Origin of the sequence: Salmonella sp. SAL4457 (genome assembly GCF_046548235.1) — a bacterium.
Lineage (GTDB): Bacteria > Pseudomonadota > Gammaproteobacteria > Enterobacterales > Enterobacteriaceae > Salmonella > Salmonella enterica.
The window spans coordinates 563842-581235 of sequence record NZ_JBGDZO010000002.1; the positions used below are offsets into that span (position 1 = coordinate 563842).

The 17394-nt window shown below is 54.1% G+C and carries 16 protein-coding genes, 3 tRNA genes and 1 pseudogene; 10 read left to right on the top strand and 10 right to left on the bottom strand.

What is annotated here, in order from left to right:
• The 3 genes and pseudogenes from ACLJNW_RS10335 to norV all read right to left on the bottom strand — a co-directional run.
• A pseudogene (locus ACLJNW_RS10335) lies at positions 1–83 on the bottom strand (hypothetical protein); the annotation flags it as partial.
• Between the two features lie 10 nt (positions 84–93).
• Positions 94–1227, bottom strand: coding sequence for an NADH:flavorubredoxin reductase NorW (gene norW / locus ACLJNW_RS10340; protein ID WP_023203974.1), 1134 nt, complete (start codon positions 1225–1227; stop codon positions 94–96).
• A complete protein-coding gene (norV, locus tag ACLJNW_RS10345; protein WP_023203973.1) occupies positions 1224–2663 on the bottom strand; it encodes an anaerobic nitric oxide reductase flavorubredoxin in 1440 nt (479 codons plus the stop codon). The genes norW and norV overlap by 4 nt, the downstream gene beginning before the upstream one ends.
• A 185-nt stretch (positions 2664–2848) precedes the next feature.
• Here norV and norR point away from each other — a divergent pair, with 185 nt between their 5' ends.
• Entirely contained in the window at positions 2849–4369 is a 1521-nt protein-coding gene (gene norR, locus ACLJNW_RS10350; RefSeq protein ID WP_000010816.1) for a nitric oxide reductase transcriptional regulator NorR, read from the top strand.
• On the opposite strand, the gene gutQ is transcribed toward norR, so the two are convergent.
• The 7 genes from gutQ to srlA all read right to left on the bottom strand — a co-directional run bounded on the left by gutQ (position 4366) and on the right by srlA (position 9427).
• Positions 4366–5331, bottom strand: coding sequence for an arabinose-5-phosphate isomerase GutQ (gene gutQ / locus ACLJNW_RS10355; RefSeq protein ID WP_001278206.1), 966 nt, complete (start codon positions 5329–5331; stop codon positions 4366–4368). The genes norR and gutQ overlap by 4 nt on opposite strands.
• A complete protein-coding gene (gene srlR, locus ACLJNW_RS10360) occupies positions 5324–6097 on the bottom strand; it encodes a glucitol operon DNA-binding transcriptional repressor SrlR (RefSeq protein ID WP_000804536.1) in 774 nt (257 codons plus the stop codon). The genes gutQ and srlR overlap by 8 nt, the downstream gene beginning before the upstream one ends.
• 197 nt (positions 6098–6294) lie before the next feature.
• On the bottom strand, positions 6295–6654 hold the full coding sequence (gene gutM / locus ACLJNW_RS10365; RefSeq protein WP_000255198.1) for a transcriptional regulator GutM: 360 nt from the start codon (positions 6652–6654) through the stop codon (positions 6295–6297).
• Between the two features lie 76 nt (positions 6655–6730).
• A complete protein-coding gene (gene srlD / locus ACLJNW_RS10370) occupies positions 6731–7510 on the bottom strand; it encodes a sorbitol-6-phosphate dehydrogenase (protein WP_001077372.1) in 780 nt (259 codons plus the stop codon).
• 11 nt (positions 7511–7521) lie between these two features.
• Positions 7522–7884: a PTS glucitol/sorbitol transporter subunit IIA gene (gene srlB, locus ACLJNW_RS10375; protein ID WP_000111553.1), complete on the bottom strand. Its 363-nt coding sequence runs from the start codon at positions 7882–7884 to the stop codon at positions 7522–7524.
• Between the two features lie 11 nt (positions 7885–7895).
• Positions 7896–8867, bottom strand: coding sequence for a PTS glucitol/sorbitol transporter subunit IIB (locus ACLJNW_RS10380; protein WP_000199039.1), 972 nt, complete (start codon positions 8865–8867; stop codon positions 7896–7898).
• A complete protein-coding gene (gene srlA / locus ACLJNW_RS10385) occupies positions 8864–9427 on the bottom strand; it encodes a PTS glucitol/sorbitol transporter subunit IIC (RefSeq protein ID WP_000573333.1) in 564 nt (187 codons plus the stop codon). Before srlA ends, ACLJNW_RS10380 begins: the two co-directional genes overlap by 4 nt.
• 253 nt (positions 9428–9680) lie before the next feature.
• On the opposite strand from srlA, the gene mltB reads away from it, so the two are divergent.
• The 9 genes from mltB to ACLJNW_RS10430 all read left to right on the top strand — a co-directional run bounded on the left by mltB (position 9681) and on the right by ACLJNW_RS10430 (position 17394).
• Positions 9681–10760, top strand: a complete 1080-nt coding sequence (mltB, locus tag ACLJNW_RS10390; RefSeq protein ID WP_001582110.1) for a lytic murein transglycosylase B — start codon at positions 9681–9683, stop codon at positions 10758–10760.
• A gap of 477 nt (positions 10761–11237) precedes the next feature.
• Positions 11238–11735 (top strand): nicotinamide-nucleotide amidase, encoded by a 498-nt coding sequence (gene pncC, locus ACLJNW_RS10395; RefSeq protein ID WP_000132239.1) that lies wholly within the window; start codon positions 11238–11240, stop codon positions 11733–11735.
• Between the two features lie 84 nt (positions 11736–11819).
• Positions 11820–12881, top strand: a complete 1062-nt coding sequence (recA, locus tag ACLJNW_RS10400) for a recombinase RecA (protein WP_000963150.1) — start codon at positions 11820–11822, stop codon at positions 12879–12881.
• 116 nt (positions 12882–12997) lie between these two features.
• On the top strand, positions 12998–13498 hold the full coding sequence (gene recX / locus ACLJNW_RS10405) for a recombination regulator RecX (RefSeq protein ID WP_001294863.1): 501 nt from the start codon (positions 12998–13000) through the stop codon (positions 13496–13498).
• A gap of 235 nt (positions 13499–13733) precedes the next feature.
• Positions 13734–16364: an alanine--tRNA ligase gene (gene alaS, locus ACLJNW_RS10410; RefSeq protein ID WP_000047224.1), complete on the top strand. Its 2631-nt coding sequence runs from the start codon at positions 13734–13736 to the stop codon at positions 16362–16364.
• 234 nt (positions 16365–16598) lie between these two features.
• Positions 16599–16784, top strand: a complete 186-nt coding sequence (gene csrA, locus ACLJNW_RS10415) for a carbon storage regulator CsrA (protein ID WP_000906486.1) — start codon at positions 16599–16601, stop codon at positions 16782–16784.
• Positions 16785–17087: 303 nt separating this feature from the next.
• A tRNA-Ser gene (locus tag ACLJNW_RS10420) sits at positions 17088–17180 on the top strand.
• 3 nt (positions 17181–17183) lie between these two features.
• Positions 17184–17260: transfer RNA gene (locus tag ACLJNW_RS10425), tRNA-Arg, on the top strand.
• Between the two features lie 61 nt (positions 17261–17321).
• A tRNA-Arg gene (locus ACLJNW_RS10430) sits at positions 17322–17394 on the top strand.

The following is a 17394-nucleotide window of genomic DNA, read 5'->3' on the forward strand; positions in this document are numbered from 1 at the left end:
GCCGGATGGCGGCTGCGCCTTATCCGGCCTGTAAACAGATGCTCACTCGTAGGCCGGATAAGACGCGAAGCGGCGCTATCCGGCATCACAGGCTTATACCGACAACGTTTTCAGCAGTGCAAAGGCCTCTTTCATGCGGTCTTCACTTACCACAAAGGCGCGTAGTTGGCCTTCTCCGCTCATGCCTTTGGCAATCATACCGTCAGATTCTGCGGTAATCTGCCAGCTCAAATCGCGGCGCTGAGTTTCTCCCGCCAGATGCAGCGGCAGTTCCGGCGTTTTGACTTTGACCAGCATCGCCGGTAGCTTCAGCGGCGCGTTGCCGCCAAGCAGATTTTTCGCCAGGTACATCGCGCTTAACTGGATTGGTTGCAGGAAGGGCAGCACCTGACCGTTGATCTCCGCGCAGTCGCCGATCACATAAATATCCGGGTGACTGGTCTGTAGATAGCTATCCACGCAGACGCCGCGGTTGACGACTACCCCGGCGCGGCGCGCCAGAGCGGTTTCCGGGCGTAAGCCGGTGGCGGCAATCACCGCATCGACCTCAATACTATGCTGGCTTACCAGCGTAGCGCGGATACCGGCTTCGGTTTTCTCCAGTTTTTGCAACTGCGATTTCAGCAGCAGATGCACCCCCATATCGGTCAGGTGATGCTGTAAGCGACTGCTCACTTCCGGTGGCATCAGTGAGGCGAGAAGGCTGGCGGCGTTATCCATCAGCGTTACCGTTTTCCCGGCGCGGCAGAAATCCATCGCTAATTCACTGCCAATGAGACCGCCGCCGACAATCAGCACTCGCTGCGCGTCGCGCAGTTGTGTCTCACAGGCGCGGTACTCCTGCTGGCTATTCAAAGTAAGCATTAACTCACGTCCTGCAATCGGCGGCACAAAGGCTGTCGCCCCGGTCGCCAGTACCAGCTTGTCGTACTGCCACTGCTTATCCTGACTTTTCACCACATGGGCATCGGCATCAATGTCAGCAACCCAGGTATGCGGGAACAGTCGCAGATTAAACTGTTCAGCAAATTCCCCCGCTAACTGGCGGGTGAGATCATCGGCGCGCTGCGACTGGCTGATAACGTGGCTGAGATCGGGCTTGTTGTACTCATCCATGCTGTCCGCCGCAATCAGAGTTAACGGCACATGCGCATCTTGTTTACGGATATTTTTGACGAGCTGGCGGGCGGCGAAGCCCGACCCAATAATGATGATCCCCCGACTCATTTTGCCTCCGTCGCCAGTACGTCGAACACGTCTTTACCTAATGAACATTCCGGGCACAGGAAGTTATCCGGCACCTCGCTCCACGGCGTACCCGGCGCGACATCCTGCAACGGCTCGCCCAGCGCAGGGTCGTAAATCCACTGGCATACGCTGCATTGCATTTTGGGGCCGAGGTCTGCGGCGGCGCAGGTTGTGGTTTCTTCGACTGGCGCGGTTTTCTGTGTGGTTTCCGGCAGCGGAGCAAGCGCCCACTGACGCGCGATGTCGCGACCATGCTGACGGCACAACTCCAGCGCATCCAGATCCGGACGCCATTTCGCTTTCAGACTCAGGGACATTTCAAAACCGGCATCCTGTAAGCGCGTGGACAGTCGATCCACCGCGCCGCCGCTCCAGCCATGAGAACCGAAGGCGCTGGCGCGTTTGTTGCGAAAGCGCAGGCCGGTCATCTCTTCCACCAGACCAGCGATTTTCGGCATCATCACGTTGTTCATGGTAGAAGTGCCGACCAGCACGCCTTTCGAACGGAAGACATTGGTCAGTATTTCATTTTTATCGCTGCGGGCGACGTTAAAGATTTTGACCGCCACGTTCGGGTCCACTTCATTGATACCCTGCGCGATGGCATCCGCCATCATGCGAGTATTGTTCGACATGGTATCGTAGAAAATAGTGATACGATCTTCCTGATAATCTGCCGCCCATTTCAGATACAGTTCCACGATTTGCGTTGGGTTGTCGCGCCATACCACGCCGTGTGAGGTGGCAATCATATCCACCGGCAGGTTGAAGCCGAGGATTTCGGTAATTTTTGGCGTTACCAGACGGCTGAACGGCGTCAGGATATTGGCGTAGTAGCGCTGGCATTGTTCAAACAGTTCGGTTTGGTCCACTTCATCATTGAACAGGCGCTCGTCGCAGTAGTGCTGACCAAAGGCGTCGTTGCTGAATAACACCGCGTCGCCGGTCATATAGGTCATCATGCTGTCCGGCCAGTGCAGCATCGGCGTTTCCACGAAGATCAACTGCTTGCCGTTGCCGATATCCAGCGTATCGCCGGTTTTCACCACCTTAAAATTCCATTCCGGGTGATGGTGATGGCCGTTGATAGAGTCAATGGCGTTGGCGGTACAGTAGATAGGCGTGTCCGGGATCTGCGCCATCAGTTCGGTCAGCGCGCCTGCATGGTCTTCTTCGGCATGGTTAATGATGATGTAGTCGATATCCGCGAGGTCGATTTCACTGCGCAGATTTTGCACAAACTCACGGCTAAACTTATGATCGACGGTATCGATCAGCACATTCTTTTCTTCACGAATGAGATAGCTGTTATAGCTGCTGCCGCGCAGCGTTTTGTATTCAGTGCCGTGAAAATCACGTACTTCCCAGTCGCGTTGGCCAACCCAATGAATATTATTTTTAACCAGAATAGACATAACCACCTCAATTCATTCAACGTTTACAAAAAGTTGTTTTGCTTATTGCAGGTAGTGTGCCAATTTTACATCTTATTGATTTATATGAATTTATAATAAGTTTGTATTTTTGATATAGTCAAAAAGACTATAAATGATGCTGTCAATATGACACTATAGGTTGTCAAAATGACAATGAGGTAACCATGAGTTTTTCCGTGGAGGTATTGGCGGGCATCGCCATTGAGTTACAACGCGGCATTGGGCATCAGGATCGTTTTCAGCGGCTGATTACTACGCTGCGTCAGGTTCTGGCGTGCGACGCCTCGGCGCTGTTGCGTTATGAATCACGACAATTTATTCCACTGGCGATTGATGGCCTGGCGCAGGACGTTCTCGGCAGACGTTTTACCCTGGAAGGGCATCCGCGCCTGGAAGCCATCGCTCGCGCGGGGGACGTGGTGCGTTTTCCGGCTGATAGCGATTTACCCGATCCGTATGACGGGTTAATTCCCGGACAGGAAAGCCTGAAAGTCCACGCCTGTGTTGGTCTGCCGCTGTTTGCCGGACAGAACCTCATCGGTGCGCTGACCCTTGATGCTATGACGCCGGAGCAGTTCGAGGTATTTAGCGATGAAGAGCTGCGGCTTGTCGCCGCGCTGGCCGCCGGGGCATTGAGCAATGCGCTGTTAATTGAACAACTGGAAAGCCAGAACATGCTGCCGGGGTCGTCAGGCGTGTTTGAACCGATAAAAGAGACGCACATGATCGGCCTGTCGCCGGCGATGACGCAGTTGAAAAAAGAGATCGAGATTGTGGCGGGCTCCGATCTTAACGTGCTGATCGGCGGTGAAACGGGGACTGGTAAAGAGCTGGTGGCGAAAGCCATTCACCAGGGCTCCCCCAGAGCGGTCAATCCGCTGGTCTATCTCAACTGTGCCGCGCTGCCGGAAAGCGTGGCGGAGAGCGAGTTGTTTGGTCATGTAAAAGGGGCTTTTACCGGGGCTATCAGTAATCGTAGCGGTAAGTTTGAAATGGCGGATAACGGCACGCTGTTTCTGGATGAGATTGGCGAACTGTCGCTGGCGCTACAGGCCAAGCTACTTCGCGTGTTGCAGTATGGCGATATTCAGCGCGTCGGCGACGATCGTAGCCTGCGCGTGGATGTGCGGGTGTTGGCGGCGACCAACCGTGACCTGCGTGAAGAGGTGCTGGCGGGGCGTTTTCGCGCCGACCTGTTCCATCGCCTGAGCGTTTTCCCGCTCTTTGTGCCGCCGCTGCGCGAGCGCGGCGATGATGTGGTGTTGCTGGCGGGCTATTTTTGCGAGCAGTGCCGACTGCGGCTGGGGCTGTCCCGCGTGGTACTGAGTCCCGGCGCGCGCCGCCATTTGCTCAACTATGGCTGGCCGGGCAACGTCCGGGAGCTGGAACATGCCATTCACCGTGCGGTTGTACTGGCGAGAGCGACCCGGGCAGGGGATGAGGTGGTACTGGAGGAGCAGCATTTTGCCTTGTCAGAGGACGTTTTACCCGCGCCGTCTGCGGAAAGCTTTCTGGCGCTGCCGGCCTGCCGCAATTTGCGCGAATCGACGGAGAACTTCCAGCGAGAGATGATTCGCCAGGCGCTGGCGCAAAATAATCACAACTGGGCGGCCAGTGCGCGGGCGCTGGAAACCGACGTCGCCAACCTGCATCGGCTGGCGAAGCGTCTGGGACTGAAGGATTAGATAATCCCCGCCTGGTAGAAATCCTGCAGGTTAATGGCGCCGGTGAGTTTGCCGTTTTCATCGACCACCGGCGCGGCGGTAATTTTGCGTTTCATCAGGAGCTCTTTGGCGTCAATGGCGCGGCTTTGCGCCTGGAGCGTAATACCGTTGGGCGTCATGGCTTCGCTTACCGGCGTGGTGAGCGCGCCGCCGCCCACCAGCCAGCGACGCAGGTCGCCGTCGGTAAAGACGCCTTTCACAACATGTTGCTCATCGCAAACCGCCACCAGCCCCAGCCCGGTACGGCTAAGTTCCAGCATGGCATCCATCACGCTGGTGGCGAGCATTACCTGCGGTATTGCATCGCCCTGGCGCATCAGGTGATGCACATTATTGAGCAAACGCGCGCCCAGTGCGCCAGCCGGATGCGAACGGGCGAAATCTTCTTCGTTAAAACCGCGCGCCTGCATGACCGCCATCGCCAGCGCATCGCCCATCATCAGCGTATTGACGGTACTGGATGTCGGCGCCAGATGCATCGGACAGGCTTCACGCTCGACGGAAATATCCAGAACGGCTTTTGCCGCTCGCCCCAGCGGAGAGTGAGGTTTACCGGTCATCGCCAGCAGCGCGACGGATTTATCTTCCAGACGTGGGATGATGAGGTCGAGTTCTTTTGCGCCGCCGGAATAGGAGATAAATAACATCACGTCGCGGCTTTCAATCATCCCCAGATCGCCATGCAGTGCTTCCGCCGGATGAACAAAAAAAGCGGGAGTACCGGTACTGGCAAGCGTCGCGGCGATTTTTTTACCAATATGACCTGATTTACCAATGCCGGAAACGATCACTTTGCCTTCACAGTGAATAATGATATTGGCGGCGCGGACAAAATCATCGCCCAGACGCTCCGGCAGACGGCTGGCTTCCTGTAGCTCCAGCATTAAGGTCTGACGGCCCGCGTTTAGTAGTGCATCACTCATTGCTTTCTCCGGTTATGATTACTTCAATCCCTTTTGCTTCCAGCGCCTGACGAAATGCCGGATCGATCCCCGCGTCCGTGATCAGTTTGTCGACGGTTTCCAGACTGCACACCACATTGGGGCTTTTACGACCAAATTTTGAGGAGTCCGCCATCAGAATCACCTCGCGTGCTGCATTGCACATTGCGTTACTGACGGTGTAAACCTCATTGAACGTGGTCACACCGACATTCAGGTCAATACCGTCAGTTCCCATGAAAAGTTTATCAAAGCTGAATTGCTCAAAGGCGTTTTCCGCCAGTTGACCGTGAAACGACGCCGATTTTTTACGGAAGGTGCCGCCGGGCATCAGGATAGTTTGTTCGTTGTCCAGTTCCGATAGCGCGTTAACAATATGGAGGCTGTTGGTCATCACCGTGATGTTGCTAAAACGCGAAAGCAACGGCACCATCTGTAACACGGTACTTCCGGCGTCCAGAATAATGGAATCGCCATCATGGATATATTTCACAGCGGCTGCGGCTATCAGCGCTTTTTTGTGGGTGTTGATAAGCGTTTTGTGATCAATAGGCGGATCGGACTCTTCTTTATTCAACACCACGCCGCCATAGGTGCGGATGACGGTTCCGGCATTTTCCAGAATGACCAGATCTTTACGGATAGTGGTGCCTGTCGTGTCAAAGTACTGGGCCAGTTCTTCAACCGAGCATTTTCCCTGTTTTTGCAGGTGCTCCAGAATCGCGGCCTGACGCTGACGAGGTTTCATAGGCGTGATTACCCTGACTTATGTATTTACCCGTCATACTTCACGCTGCATGTGCGTTGGCTTTCCTCGCTCACCCCGGTCACGTACTGATGTACGCTCCTGGGATTCACTGCGTCGCCGCCTTCCTGCAACTCGAATTATTTAGGGTATTGGTTGCAAAATGATAATTTCGCAAGCTATACGCATTCACAACGAAATTACCCATGTTTCAGTTTAAGCGCCAATGATAGTGCATTCTGCGCGAGCGAATCATGGGGAAAGATCACATCAGGCTGTAATTCATGCAAATGTTTTCCTTGCATTGCGGCAATTTTAACCGGTCTGGCGAATACCGTAAGGCCTTTCATCAATAAAGTGTCCGTCACCCGCTGCTGTTCGTCCAGCGCCACGGCAACCACCACCCGGGGCTTAAAACGCCCGCCGGAGCGCCCGACGCCGACCCGCCCCTGTTGGCTAAGTTTATCGAAGGCCCGATTAAAGCGGGAAATCTGCCAGCCGCCCAGCGCCAGTTGCGCACACCAGGCGATAACGGCGACGGTAATCAGAGTGGAAACCATAATGTGCTCCTGTTGTTTTGCCGGATGGCGGCGTAACCGTCTTATCCGGCTTACGGCGCCATCCGGCAATTCACGGTCAGAACATCACTTGACCGCCGGTTACGTTGATCGACTGCCCGGTGCAATAAGACGCTTTCGGGCTGGCATAAAATAGCAGCATGTTCAGCACATCCTGATAATCACACCCGCGTTTGAGCGGTACTTTATCAATGTAATACTGTTCCACCTCGTCGGGCTTAATGCCCAGTTTAGTGGCGTATTGCGGCAGCAGTGACTGGAACATTGGCGATTTCAACAGGTTGCCGAGCATCAACGAGTGTACGGTAATGCCGTATTCCGCCAGATCCAGCGCCAGAGACTGGGTTAACCCCACGCCGCCGAATTTCGCCGCGCTGTAGCCGGAGTTGTGTTTACTGCCCACTTTGCCGGATTTAGAGTTAATCTGAATAATGCGCCCCTGAATGCCGTCGCGGATCATCAGGCGGGAAAACTCACGGGCGCAGAGGAAATAGCCCACCAGATTCACCTGTAGCGAGCGGTCAAAATCGCCCAACTGGAAATCGCTGATAAACGCCGCTTTGGCGATACCCGCGCTGTAAACCAGCAGATCGACGCGCCCGAAAATCTCGTCTACGCCGCGGGACAGCGCCAGCACGCTCTGCTCGCTGGTGGCGTCGGCGCCAAAACCGTACGCCATACCTTCGCCAAAATCGGCGTTAATTTCCTGGGCGACATTCGCGGCTTTATCGCTTTGAATATCAACGACCGCCACGCGGTATCCTTCTTCTGCAAGCCCACGGCAAAGGAATGCCCCCAGGGTCTGGCCTCCGCCAATGACAACGGCAACTTGATTCATGTTTTTTCTCCTTAAGCGACAAACGTCAAAATACAGCCCGGCGCGATATCGTCCGGTACAGGCCCCGCAACGTGTACGGTGCCGGGAAATTCCGCTTCACGCAGACCATCGAAGCGCAAAGTGATATGCCCCAGTTCACGCAGGTTTTGCTCGGCTACGCTGCCGACCGCCGTGACCGGATAGCAATGTTGGCCCAATTCACACCGCGCGCCAGGCTGCAGCGCGCCGGTCAGTTCGCCATGACAATGGATGAAGCAAAATTCTTCGATATCCGCCGGCGCGCCTTCCCGAAACGTAATCAGCATCTGTTCGCCGAGCGCCTCCTTCGCGCTCTGGCCGATACGGGTGATGGTGGTTTGATAAATCACGCTCATGTCTGAACCTCTTATTGATAGATAAAGCCGGAAACAAACCAGGCGATAAGTACCGTGGGCGCGCCAGTCAGGAAGCGTCCGACCAGCACAGAAGGTACGCCGACGCGAACGGTGTCTTGTTTCGCTTCCGCCAGTGACAGGCCGACCGGGATAAAGTCGCAGGCCGCCTGCGCGTTAATCGCGAACAGGGCGGGAAGCGCCAGATGCGGGGGGATATTGCCCAGGCCTATCTGAACGCCGATCAGGACGCCAATGACCTGAGCGATAACCGCGCCAGGGCCGAGAAAGGGCGACAGCAGCGGGAAAGAGCAGATCAATGCCAGCGTCACCAGCCCCAGTGGATGGCTGGCTAATGGCGCCAGGCCGTGGGCGATCCAGTCGCCAAGACCTGAGGCCATAATGATGCCGATCAGCGCCGAAACGAACGCCATAAACGGCAGGATTGTTTTCAGGACCGTATCAATGGTGTCGCGACCGGACTGGAACAGTACCGCCACGGCGGAGCCCATTCCCATACCGACTTTTGCCAGCAGCCCGTCGCTCTGCTCGGTGATTTTTTTGCTGGTGTCGTAGTCACGTCCTAATGTCGTTTTGGCAGGCTGGGGGCTGGCAGGCGTTTCGCCGACAAGAGTAATGTTTTCTTCTTTTACGCCGGAGACATAAATATCCTCAACAATATACTGCGCCAGTGGGCCGGACTTACCCGTCGAGTGAATATTAATGGTTGGAATCCGGCGTTTCGGATAGATACCGCAGCGCAGTGTACCGCCGCAGTCGATAATGGCCGCGCCGATTTCCGCTTCCGGCGGTTCGCCTTCTTTAAAGCCGTCCACCGCTTGCCAGCCTGTTAGTTGCGCCAGTTTGTCGACGATCGCCGGGCGCGTACCGGCTGTGATATAGACGATCTTTTTGCCTGGCGTAACGTCCAGTTCAAGCGGGCCGCCCCAGCCGCCGGCGCCTTTCTCAATACGAACCCGTGTCATGATACCGCTCCTGTCAGATGAACTTTCTGCTCAAGTTGAATCCCCATTTTTTTCTCAAAAATAGCGGTGGTGAGATCGGTGACCCAACCGCGGAAGAAGTTCGTCACCAGACCTACCAGCAGATAGCTCACCGCGAGCGGGCCGAGAGGAAGCCCTAACGTGGTGAGTCCGCTGGCGATACCCAGATAAACAAACAGTTCGCCGGGATTGATATGCGGAAACAGACCGTTCATGGAGTGACAGCTATAGGAGGCCGCCGCGTAATAGCTCGGCTTGTACTTCTCCGGCATAAAGCGTCCCAAACTCAGGGTCATCGGATTACAAAAAACAAATGTCCCGATACACGGTAAAAGCAGGTAACGAGATAGCGGATTTCCGGCACAACGTTGGGCAAAACGCTCAATACGCTGCTGGCCGATAAAATTGATGAGCGCATTCATGATAACCAGCAGGCTTATCAGTAGCGGAAGAATACCTGTCACCATACCGGTAAACACCTCTCCGCCTTTCTGGAATAACCCGATGAACCACTCCGCACCATGTGTAATGGTTTCGATCATTGTTCTCTCCTGTAGGGTTTTTAGTTTTCTTGCTAATTTCCTGTTCATTGTAATCATGTTGAAAGATTCAAAAGTGTTATTGTGATCGCAAAATAAAAGAAAAATATTTTAAGTTGAAAGATTGCGGGGGTGGGGGAGCGAATACAAACTGAAAAGAGGAGAAAGGTGATTTATTCTCTTGTGCCGCTTCCTTGTGCGGCGGGGGATGCTTTACCATACTTCTCCCTGGCTGAATTTGTTTAATGGATGTCTCATGTTCAAGCGTCGTTATGTAGCGTTACTTCCACTTTGCGTATTGCTTGCTGCCTGTAGCAGCACGCCAAAATCTTCCGAGACTCAAGCGACGACGGGCACGCCTTCCGGCGGCTTCCTGCTTGAGCCGCAGCATAACGTCATGCAGATGGGCGGCGACTTCGCCAACAACCCTAATGCGCAGCAGTTCATTGATAAAATGGTCAGTAAACACGGTTTCGACCGTCAGCAGCTGCAGGAGATCCTCTCGCAGTCTAAAAGACTGGATTACGTCCTGCGTCTGATGGACAGACAAGCGCCGACCACTCAGCCGCCCGCCGGACCAAATGGCGCCTGGCTGCGCTACCGCAAACAATTTATTACGCCGGATAACGTGCAAAACGGCGTCGCGTTCTGGAATCAGTATGAAGACGCGCTGAACCGCGCCTGGCAGGTATACGGCGTACCGCCGGAAATCATTGTGGGCATCATCGGTGTGGAAACCCGCTGGGGACGTATCATGGGGAAAACACGGATTCTGGACGCGCTGGCGACGCTGTCATTTAACTATCCGCGCCGGGCGGAATATTTCTCCGGCGAGCTGGAAACCTTCCTGCTCATGGCGCGCGATGAGCAAGACGATCCGCTCAATCTGAAAGGTTCCTTTGCCGGCGCGATGGGCTACGGCCAGTTTATGCCATCTTCCTATAAAGAATATGCGGTCGATTTCAATGGTGATGGGCACATTAACTTGTGGGATCCGGTAGATGCCATCGGCAGCGTGGCGAACTATTTCAAGGCGCATGGTTGGGTGAAAGGCGATATGGTTGCGGTGCCGGCGAGTGGTCAGGCGCCTGGGTTGGCGAATGGTTTCAAAACAAAATACAGCCTCTCTCAGCTTGCCGCCGCAGGCTTAACGCCGCAGCAATCGTTGGGCAATCATCAGGAAGCCAGCCTGCTGCGTCTGGATATCGGTACGGGATACCAGTACTGGTACGGCCTGCCGAACTTCTACACCATTACCCGATATAACCACAGCACGCATTATGCGATGGCGGTTTGGCAACTGGGCCAGGCGGTAGCGCTGGCGCGGGTGCGCTAATTTACGCTTAGGGAGGGGAGCACCCCCTCCGCTATTATTATGGCTTTTTGGGCTGATTCTCTGCCTGCAAGTGGGATATCTTCTTTGATAGTGCCAGACTATATCCCAGACATCCTAGGCCTAAGATAATTTGACCGCCGTCATACGGTTCAAAATAGCCTGACGACAATATATTCAGTACTCCCATTCCTAATGAACATACTCCACCCACAATTAACCACAGCCGTAGTTGACAGGATTGTTTCAGTTTGTGCTGTGCGCTTTCCGTTTTTTTGAGTGACATCCTTGCTTTCTCTCCGTACGTGTAAATTTAGCGACATGGTACTGCTATTTAGTCATGTGCTACCTCTTTCATTCTGCATAAATAACCTGCTGGCATTTTTTCGGAATCCGACTCGTAAAATCGACAGCTCGTCCCCATCTCTGGTGAGAAAGTGTTATCTTGTGCGGCAGGATTTCTAACTGACAGAGGTCATGATGACTGACAGTGAACTGATGCGGCTTAGCGAACAGGTCGGGCTGGCGTTAAAAGCGCGCGGGGCGACCGTAACGACAGCGGAGTCCTGTACCGGCGGCTGGCTGGCGAAAGCCATTACCGACATCGCCGGAAGTTCCGCCTGGTTTGAACGCGGCTTTGTCACCTATAGTAATGAAGCCAAAGCGCAGATGATTGGCGTGCGTGAAGAGACTCTGGCGCAGCATGGCGCGGTCAGCGAACCCGTAGTGGTCGAAATGGCGATCGGGGCGCTGAAGGCCGCTCGCGCCGATTTTGCTGTCGCTATTAGCGGGATTGCCGGGCCGGATGGCGGCAGTGAAGAAAAGCCGGTTGGTACGGTGTGGTTTGCTTTCGCCAGCGTCAGCGGAGAAGGGATTACGCGTCGGGAATGCTTCAGCGGCGACCGTGAATCGGTGCGTCGACAGGCGACGACGTACGCGCTACAAACCCTGTGGCAACAATTTCTACAAAACACTTGATACTGTATGAGCATACAGTATAATTGCTTCAACAGTACGAATTCACTATCCGGTTCAATACCAAGTTGCATGACAGGAGTAATAATGGCTATCGACGAAAACAAACAGAAAGCGTTGGCGGCAGCACTGGGCCAAATTGAAAAGCAATTTGGTAAAGGCTCCATCATGCGTCTGGGTGAAGACCGTTCTATGGATGTGGAAACTATCTCCACCGGTTCGCTTTCACTGGACATCGCACTCGGTGCGGGCGGTCTGCCGATGGGGCGTATCGTCGAAATTTACGGGCCGGAATCTTCCGGTAAAACGACCCTGACGCTGCAGGTGATTGCCGCTGCGCAGCGTGAAGGTAAAACCTGTGCGTTTATCGATGCGGAACACGCGCTTGACCCTGTTTACGCACGCAAGCTGGGCGTCGATATCGATAACCTGCTTTGTTCTCAGCCGGATACCGGCGAGCAGGCGCTGGAAATCTGTGACGCGCTGGCGCGTTCAGGCGCGGTGGACGTCATTGTGGTCGACTCCGTAGCGGCGCTAACGCCGAAAGCGGAAATCGAAGGCGAAATTGGCGACTCTCACATGGGCCTCGCGGCGCGTATGATGAGCCAGGCGATGCGTAAGCTGGCGGGGAACCTAAAACAGTCCAACACGCTGTTGATTTTCATCAACCAGATCCGTATGAAGATTGGCGTGATGTTCGGTAACCCGGAAACCACCACCGGCGGTAACGCGCTGAAATTCTACGCCTCTGTTCGTCTTGATATCCGTCGTATTGGCGCGGTGAAAGAGGGCGATAATGTCGTGGGTAGCGAAACACGTGTGAAAGTGGTGAAAAACAAAATCGCCGCGCCGTTTAAGCAGGCCGAGTTCCAGATCCTCTACGGCGAAGGCATCAACTTCTATGGCGAACTGGTTGACCTGGGCGTGAAAGAGAAGCTGATCGAGAAAGCGGGCGCATGGTACAGCTACAACGGCGAGAAGATTGGCCAGGGTAAAGCGAACGCGACTACTTGGCTGAAAGAGAACCCGGCGACAGCGAAAGAGATCGAGAAAAGGGTTCGTGAATTACTGTTGAGTAATCAGAATGCCACGCCCGATTTCGCCGTTGACGATAGCGAAGGCGTTGCAGAAACCAACGAAGATTTTTAATCATCAGGTGATGGTGGGTCGGACAAAACGAAGCCGCCATTCAGCAAAACGTTAAATTACCATCAAGGGCTGCATTTATGCGGCCCTTTTGGCATTTACCCCTGTTAAGGTTTTTTATGAGTGAACCCACATCGCGCCGTCCCGCTTATGCTCGTCTCCTTGATCGTGCGGTACGTATTCTTGCTGTCCGCGATCACAGCGAGCAGGAATTACGGCGTAAACTCTCCGCGCCGGTGATGGGCAAAAATGGGCCGGAAGAGATTGATGCGACGGCAGACGATTATGAACGCGTGATCGCCTGGTGCCACGAACATCACTATCTTGATGACGAGCGCTTTGTGATGCGCTTTATCGCCAGTCGTAGCCGCAAAGGCTATGGCCCGGCGCGTATTCGCCAGGAGTTGAATCAGAAAGGCATTTCCCGTGAATCGACTGAAAAAGCGATGCGAGAATGTGAAATTGACTGGAGTGAAATGGCACGTGAACAGGCCGTTCGCAAATATGGCGAGCCGCTCCCTTCAAACTTTTCAGAAAAGGTTAAGGTACAGCGCTTTTTGCTCTATCGCGGGTATCTGATGGACGATATCCAGCAAATATGGCGAAATTTTGCAGATTGAGCGCATACGGGATTTTACTTCCCGGTAAAGAAAACTTATCTTATTCCCACTTTTTCCGTCTGGACGCGGGTTGCTTAACGGCGAACAGCGTCTGCGACGAATATTCCTTAAATACACAAAATCATTCAAGCCGCATCAAAGCGGCAAGTGAGCCTCGGGAACGCGTGACCGGGAAACTCGCAGCCAACGCAGAGGCGGCCTGAAGGATGAAGTGTAGCTTGATTTCAGGATAATTATGAGCAAGAGCACCGCTGAGATCCGTCAGGCGTTTCTCGACTTTTTCCATAGTAAAGGGCATCAGGTAGTTGCCAGCAGTTCCCTGGTGCCTAACAATGACCCCACTCTGTTGTTTACCAATGCCGGGATGAACCAGTTCAAGGATGTTTTCCTTGGGCTCGATAAACGTAATTATTCCCGTGCAACCACTTCCCAGCGTTGCGTACGCGCGGGGGGTAAACACAACGATCTGGAAAACGTCGGATACACTGCACGTCACCATACTTTCTTCGAAATGCTGGGCAACTTCAGCTTCGGCGATTACTTCAAACACGACGCCATTCAGTTCGCATGGGAATTACTGACCGGCGAAAACTGGTTTGCTCTGCCAAAAGAGCGCTTATGGGTCACCGTCTATGAAACCGACGACGAAGCCTATGAGATCTGGGAAAAAGAAGTCGGCATCCCGCGCGAGCGTATCATCCGTATCGGTGACAATAAAGGCGCGCCATACGCATCGGATAACTTCTGGCAGATGGGCGACACCGGTCCCTGCGGTCCGTGCACCGAAATCTTCTACGATCATGGCGACCACATCTGGGGCGGCCCTCCGGGAAGCCCGGAAGAAGACGGCGATCGCTATATTGAAATCTGGAACATCGTCTTTATGCAGTTCAACCGTCAGGCTGACGGGACGATGGAACCATTGCCGAAACCGTCTGTAGATACCGGTATGGGGCTGGAGCGTATTGCCGCGGTACTGCAACACGTTAACTCTAACTATGACATCGACCTGTTCCGCACGTTGATTGAAGCGGTAGCGAAAGTCACCGGCGCCACCGATTTGGGTAATAAATCGCTGCGCGTTATCGCCGACCACATCCGTTCTTGCGCATTCCTGGTTGCCGATGGCGTGCTGCCGTCGAATGAAAACCGTGGCTATGTGCTGCGTCGCATTATTCGTCGCGCGGTTCGTCACGGCAACATGCTGGGCGCGAAAGAGACCTTCTTCTACAAGCTGGTTGGGCCGCTGATTGAGGTAATGGGCTCCGCAGGCGAAGAGTTGAAACGTCAGCAGGCGCAGGTCGAACAGGTTCTGAAAACGGAAGAAGAGCAGTTCGCCCGTACGCTGGAGCGCGGTCTGGCGCTGCTGGATGAAGAACTGGCGAAATTGCAGGGCGACACCCTGGACGGCGAAACCGCTTTCCGTCTGTATGATACTTATGGTTTCCCGGTCGATCTAACGGCGGACGTCTGCCGTGAGCGCAACATCAAAGTCGATGAAGCCGGTTTTGAAGCCGCCATGGAAGAGCAACGCCGTCGCGCGCGCGAAGCTAGCGGTTTTGGCGCGGACTACAACGCGATGATCCGCGTTGATAGCGCTTCTGAATTTAAAGGTTATGACCATCTGGAACTGAACGGCAAAGTGACTGCTCTGTTTGTCGATGGTAAAGCGGTTGAAGCGATTAACGCGGGACAGGAAGCTGTTGTCGTGCTGGATCAGACCCCATTCTATGCGGAATCAGGCGGTCAGGTTGGCGATAAAGGCGAGCTGAAAGGCGCTGGATTTACTTTCGCTGTGGACGACACGCAAAAATATGGTCAGGCGATTGGTCACCTCGGCAAATTGTCTGCGGGCGCTCTGAAAGTGGGCGATGCGGTACAGGCTGACGTAGATGAAGCGCGCCGCGCACGTATCCGTCTGAACCACTCCGCCACGCACCTGATGCACGCGGCGTTGCGCCAGGTGCTTGGGACACACGTTGCGCAGAAAGGTTCGCTGGTTAGCGATAAAGTGCTGCGCTTCGACTTCTCGCACAATGAAGCGATGAAGCCGTCGGAGATTCGTGAGGTTGAAGATTTGGTGAATGCGCAAATTCGCCGCAACCTGCCGATTGAAACGAACATCATGGATCTCGACGCGGCGAAGGCGAAAGGGGCCATGGCGCTGTTTGGCGAGAAATATGACGAACGTGTACGCGTTCTGAGCATGGGCGATTTCTCTACTGAACTGTGCGGCGGTACTCACGCCAGTCGTACCGGTGATATCGGTCTATTCCGTATTATCTCTGAGTCCGGCACCGCAGCGGGCATTCGTCGTATTGAGGCGGTAACCGGTGAAGGCGCTATGGCCACCGTTCATGCGCAAAGCGATCGCTTAAACGATATTGCGCATCTGCTGAAGGGCGACAGCCAGAATCTGGGCGACAAAGTGCGTGCCGTGCTGGAACGTACACGTCAGCTGGAAAAAGAGTTGCAGCAGTTGAAGGACCAGGCCGCAGCGCAGGAGAGTGCAAATCTTTCCAGTAAAGCGGTCGATCTCAACGGCGTGAAGCTCCTGGTTAGCGAGCTTGCTGGTATTGAGCCGAAAATGCTGCGAACCATGGTTGATGATCTGAAAAATCAACTGGGGTCTACCGTTATCGTACTGGCAACGGTTGTTGAAGGTAAGGTTTCTCTGATTGCGGGCGTGTCGAAGGATGTGACCGACCGGGTTAAAGCAGGGGAATTGATTGGTATGGTCGCTCAGCAGGTGGGCGGTAAGGGTGGCGGTCGTCCGGACATGGCGCAAGCCGGTGGTACGGATGCGGCAGCTCTGCCTGCAGCGTTAGCCAGTGTACAAGGCTGGGTCAGCGCAAAATTGCAATAATTATAAGCGTTCGTTGGCGCCGCAGCCCATGCTGCGGCGTTTACGTCAACGCTATCGACAACGATAAAGTCAGGTTGAAGTTTTGTATATCGGCTAAACTTAGGTTTAACAGAATGTAATGCCATGACTGCTTACACCTAAGGTGTTTGTCATCGCTTACTTTTTGGCGTTATATGATGGATAATGCCGGGATACAGAGAGACCCGACTCTTTTAATCTTTCAAGGAGCAAAGAATGCTGATTCTGACTCGTCGAGTTGGTGAGACCCTCATGATTGGCGATGAGGTCACCGTGACAGTTTTAGGGGTGAAGGGCAACCAGGTGCGTATTGGCGTGAACGCCCCGAAAGAAGTTTCTGTCCATCGTGAAGAGATCTACCAGCGTATCCAGGCTGAAAAATCCCAGCAGTCCAGTTACTAAGGTTTTCGCGTCTCACTTTTCGGGTGAGACGCAGCCTCTCTTCTCGCTCGCCCGCGTTGTCCCTTCATGACTTTTTTCAACCTCACTGTTGATATGGTGCGCTTTTGGCGGCCAGCGTGTCATCAAATTATCTGTTGATAAAACACTCTTTTTGGCTTTTTTACAGACTAATTGAGCGTGAAGTGTGCAAACGATAAAAGCTCTGGAAAAATTGTTTGACTTATAAGTCCCAGAAAGTAATATGTGCGCCACGCAGCGACGATGAGCAGAACAAGTTCTTCGAAGCACTCGTAAGAGGCGTGTGGTGAGGTGGCCGAGAGGCTGAAGGCGCTCCCCTGCTAAGGGAGTATGCGGTCAAAAGCTGCATCCGGGGTTCGAATCCCCGCCTCACCGCCATTTGCATCCGTAGCTCAGCTGGATAGAGTACTCGGCTACGAACCGAGCGGTCGGAGGTTCGAATCCTCCCGGATGCACCATCTCTTACTTGATACGGCTTTCCCGCGGTATCAATATCTGCAGTAAAGTAAGTTTCCCGATGCATCCGTAGCTCAGCTGGATAGAGTACTCGGCTACGAACCGAGCGGTCGGAGGTTCGAATCCTCCCGGATGC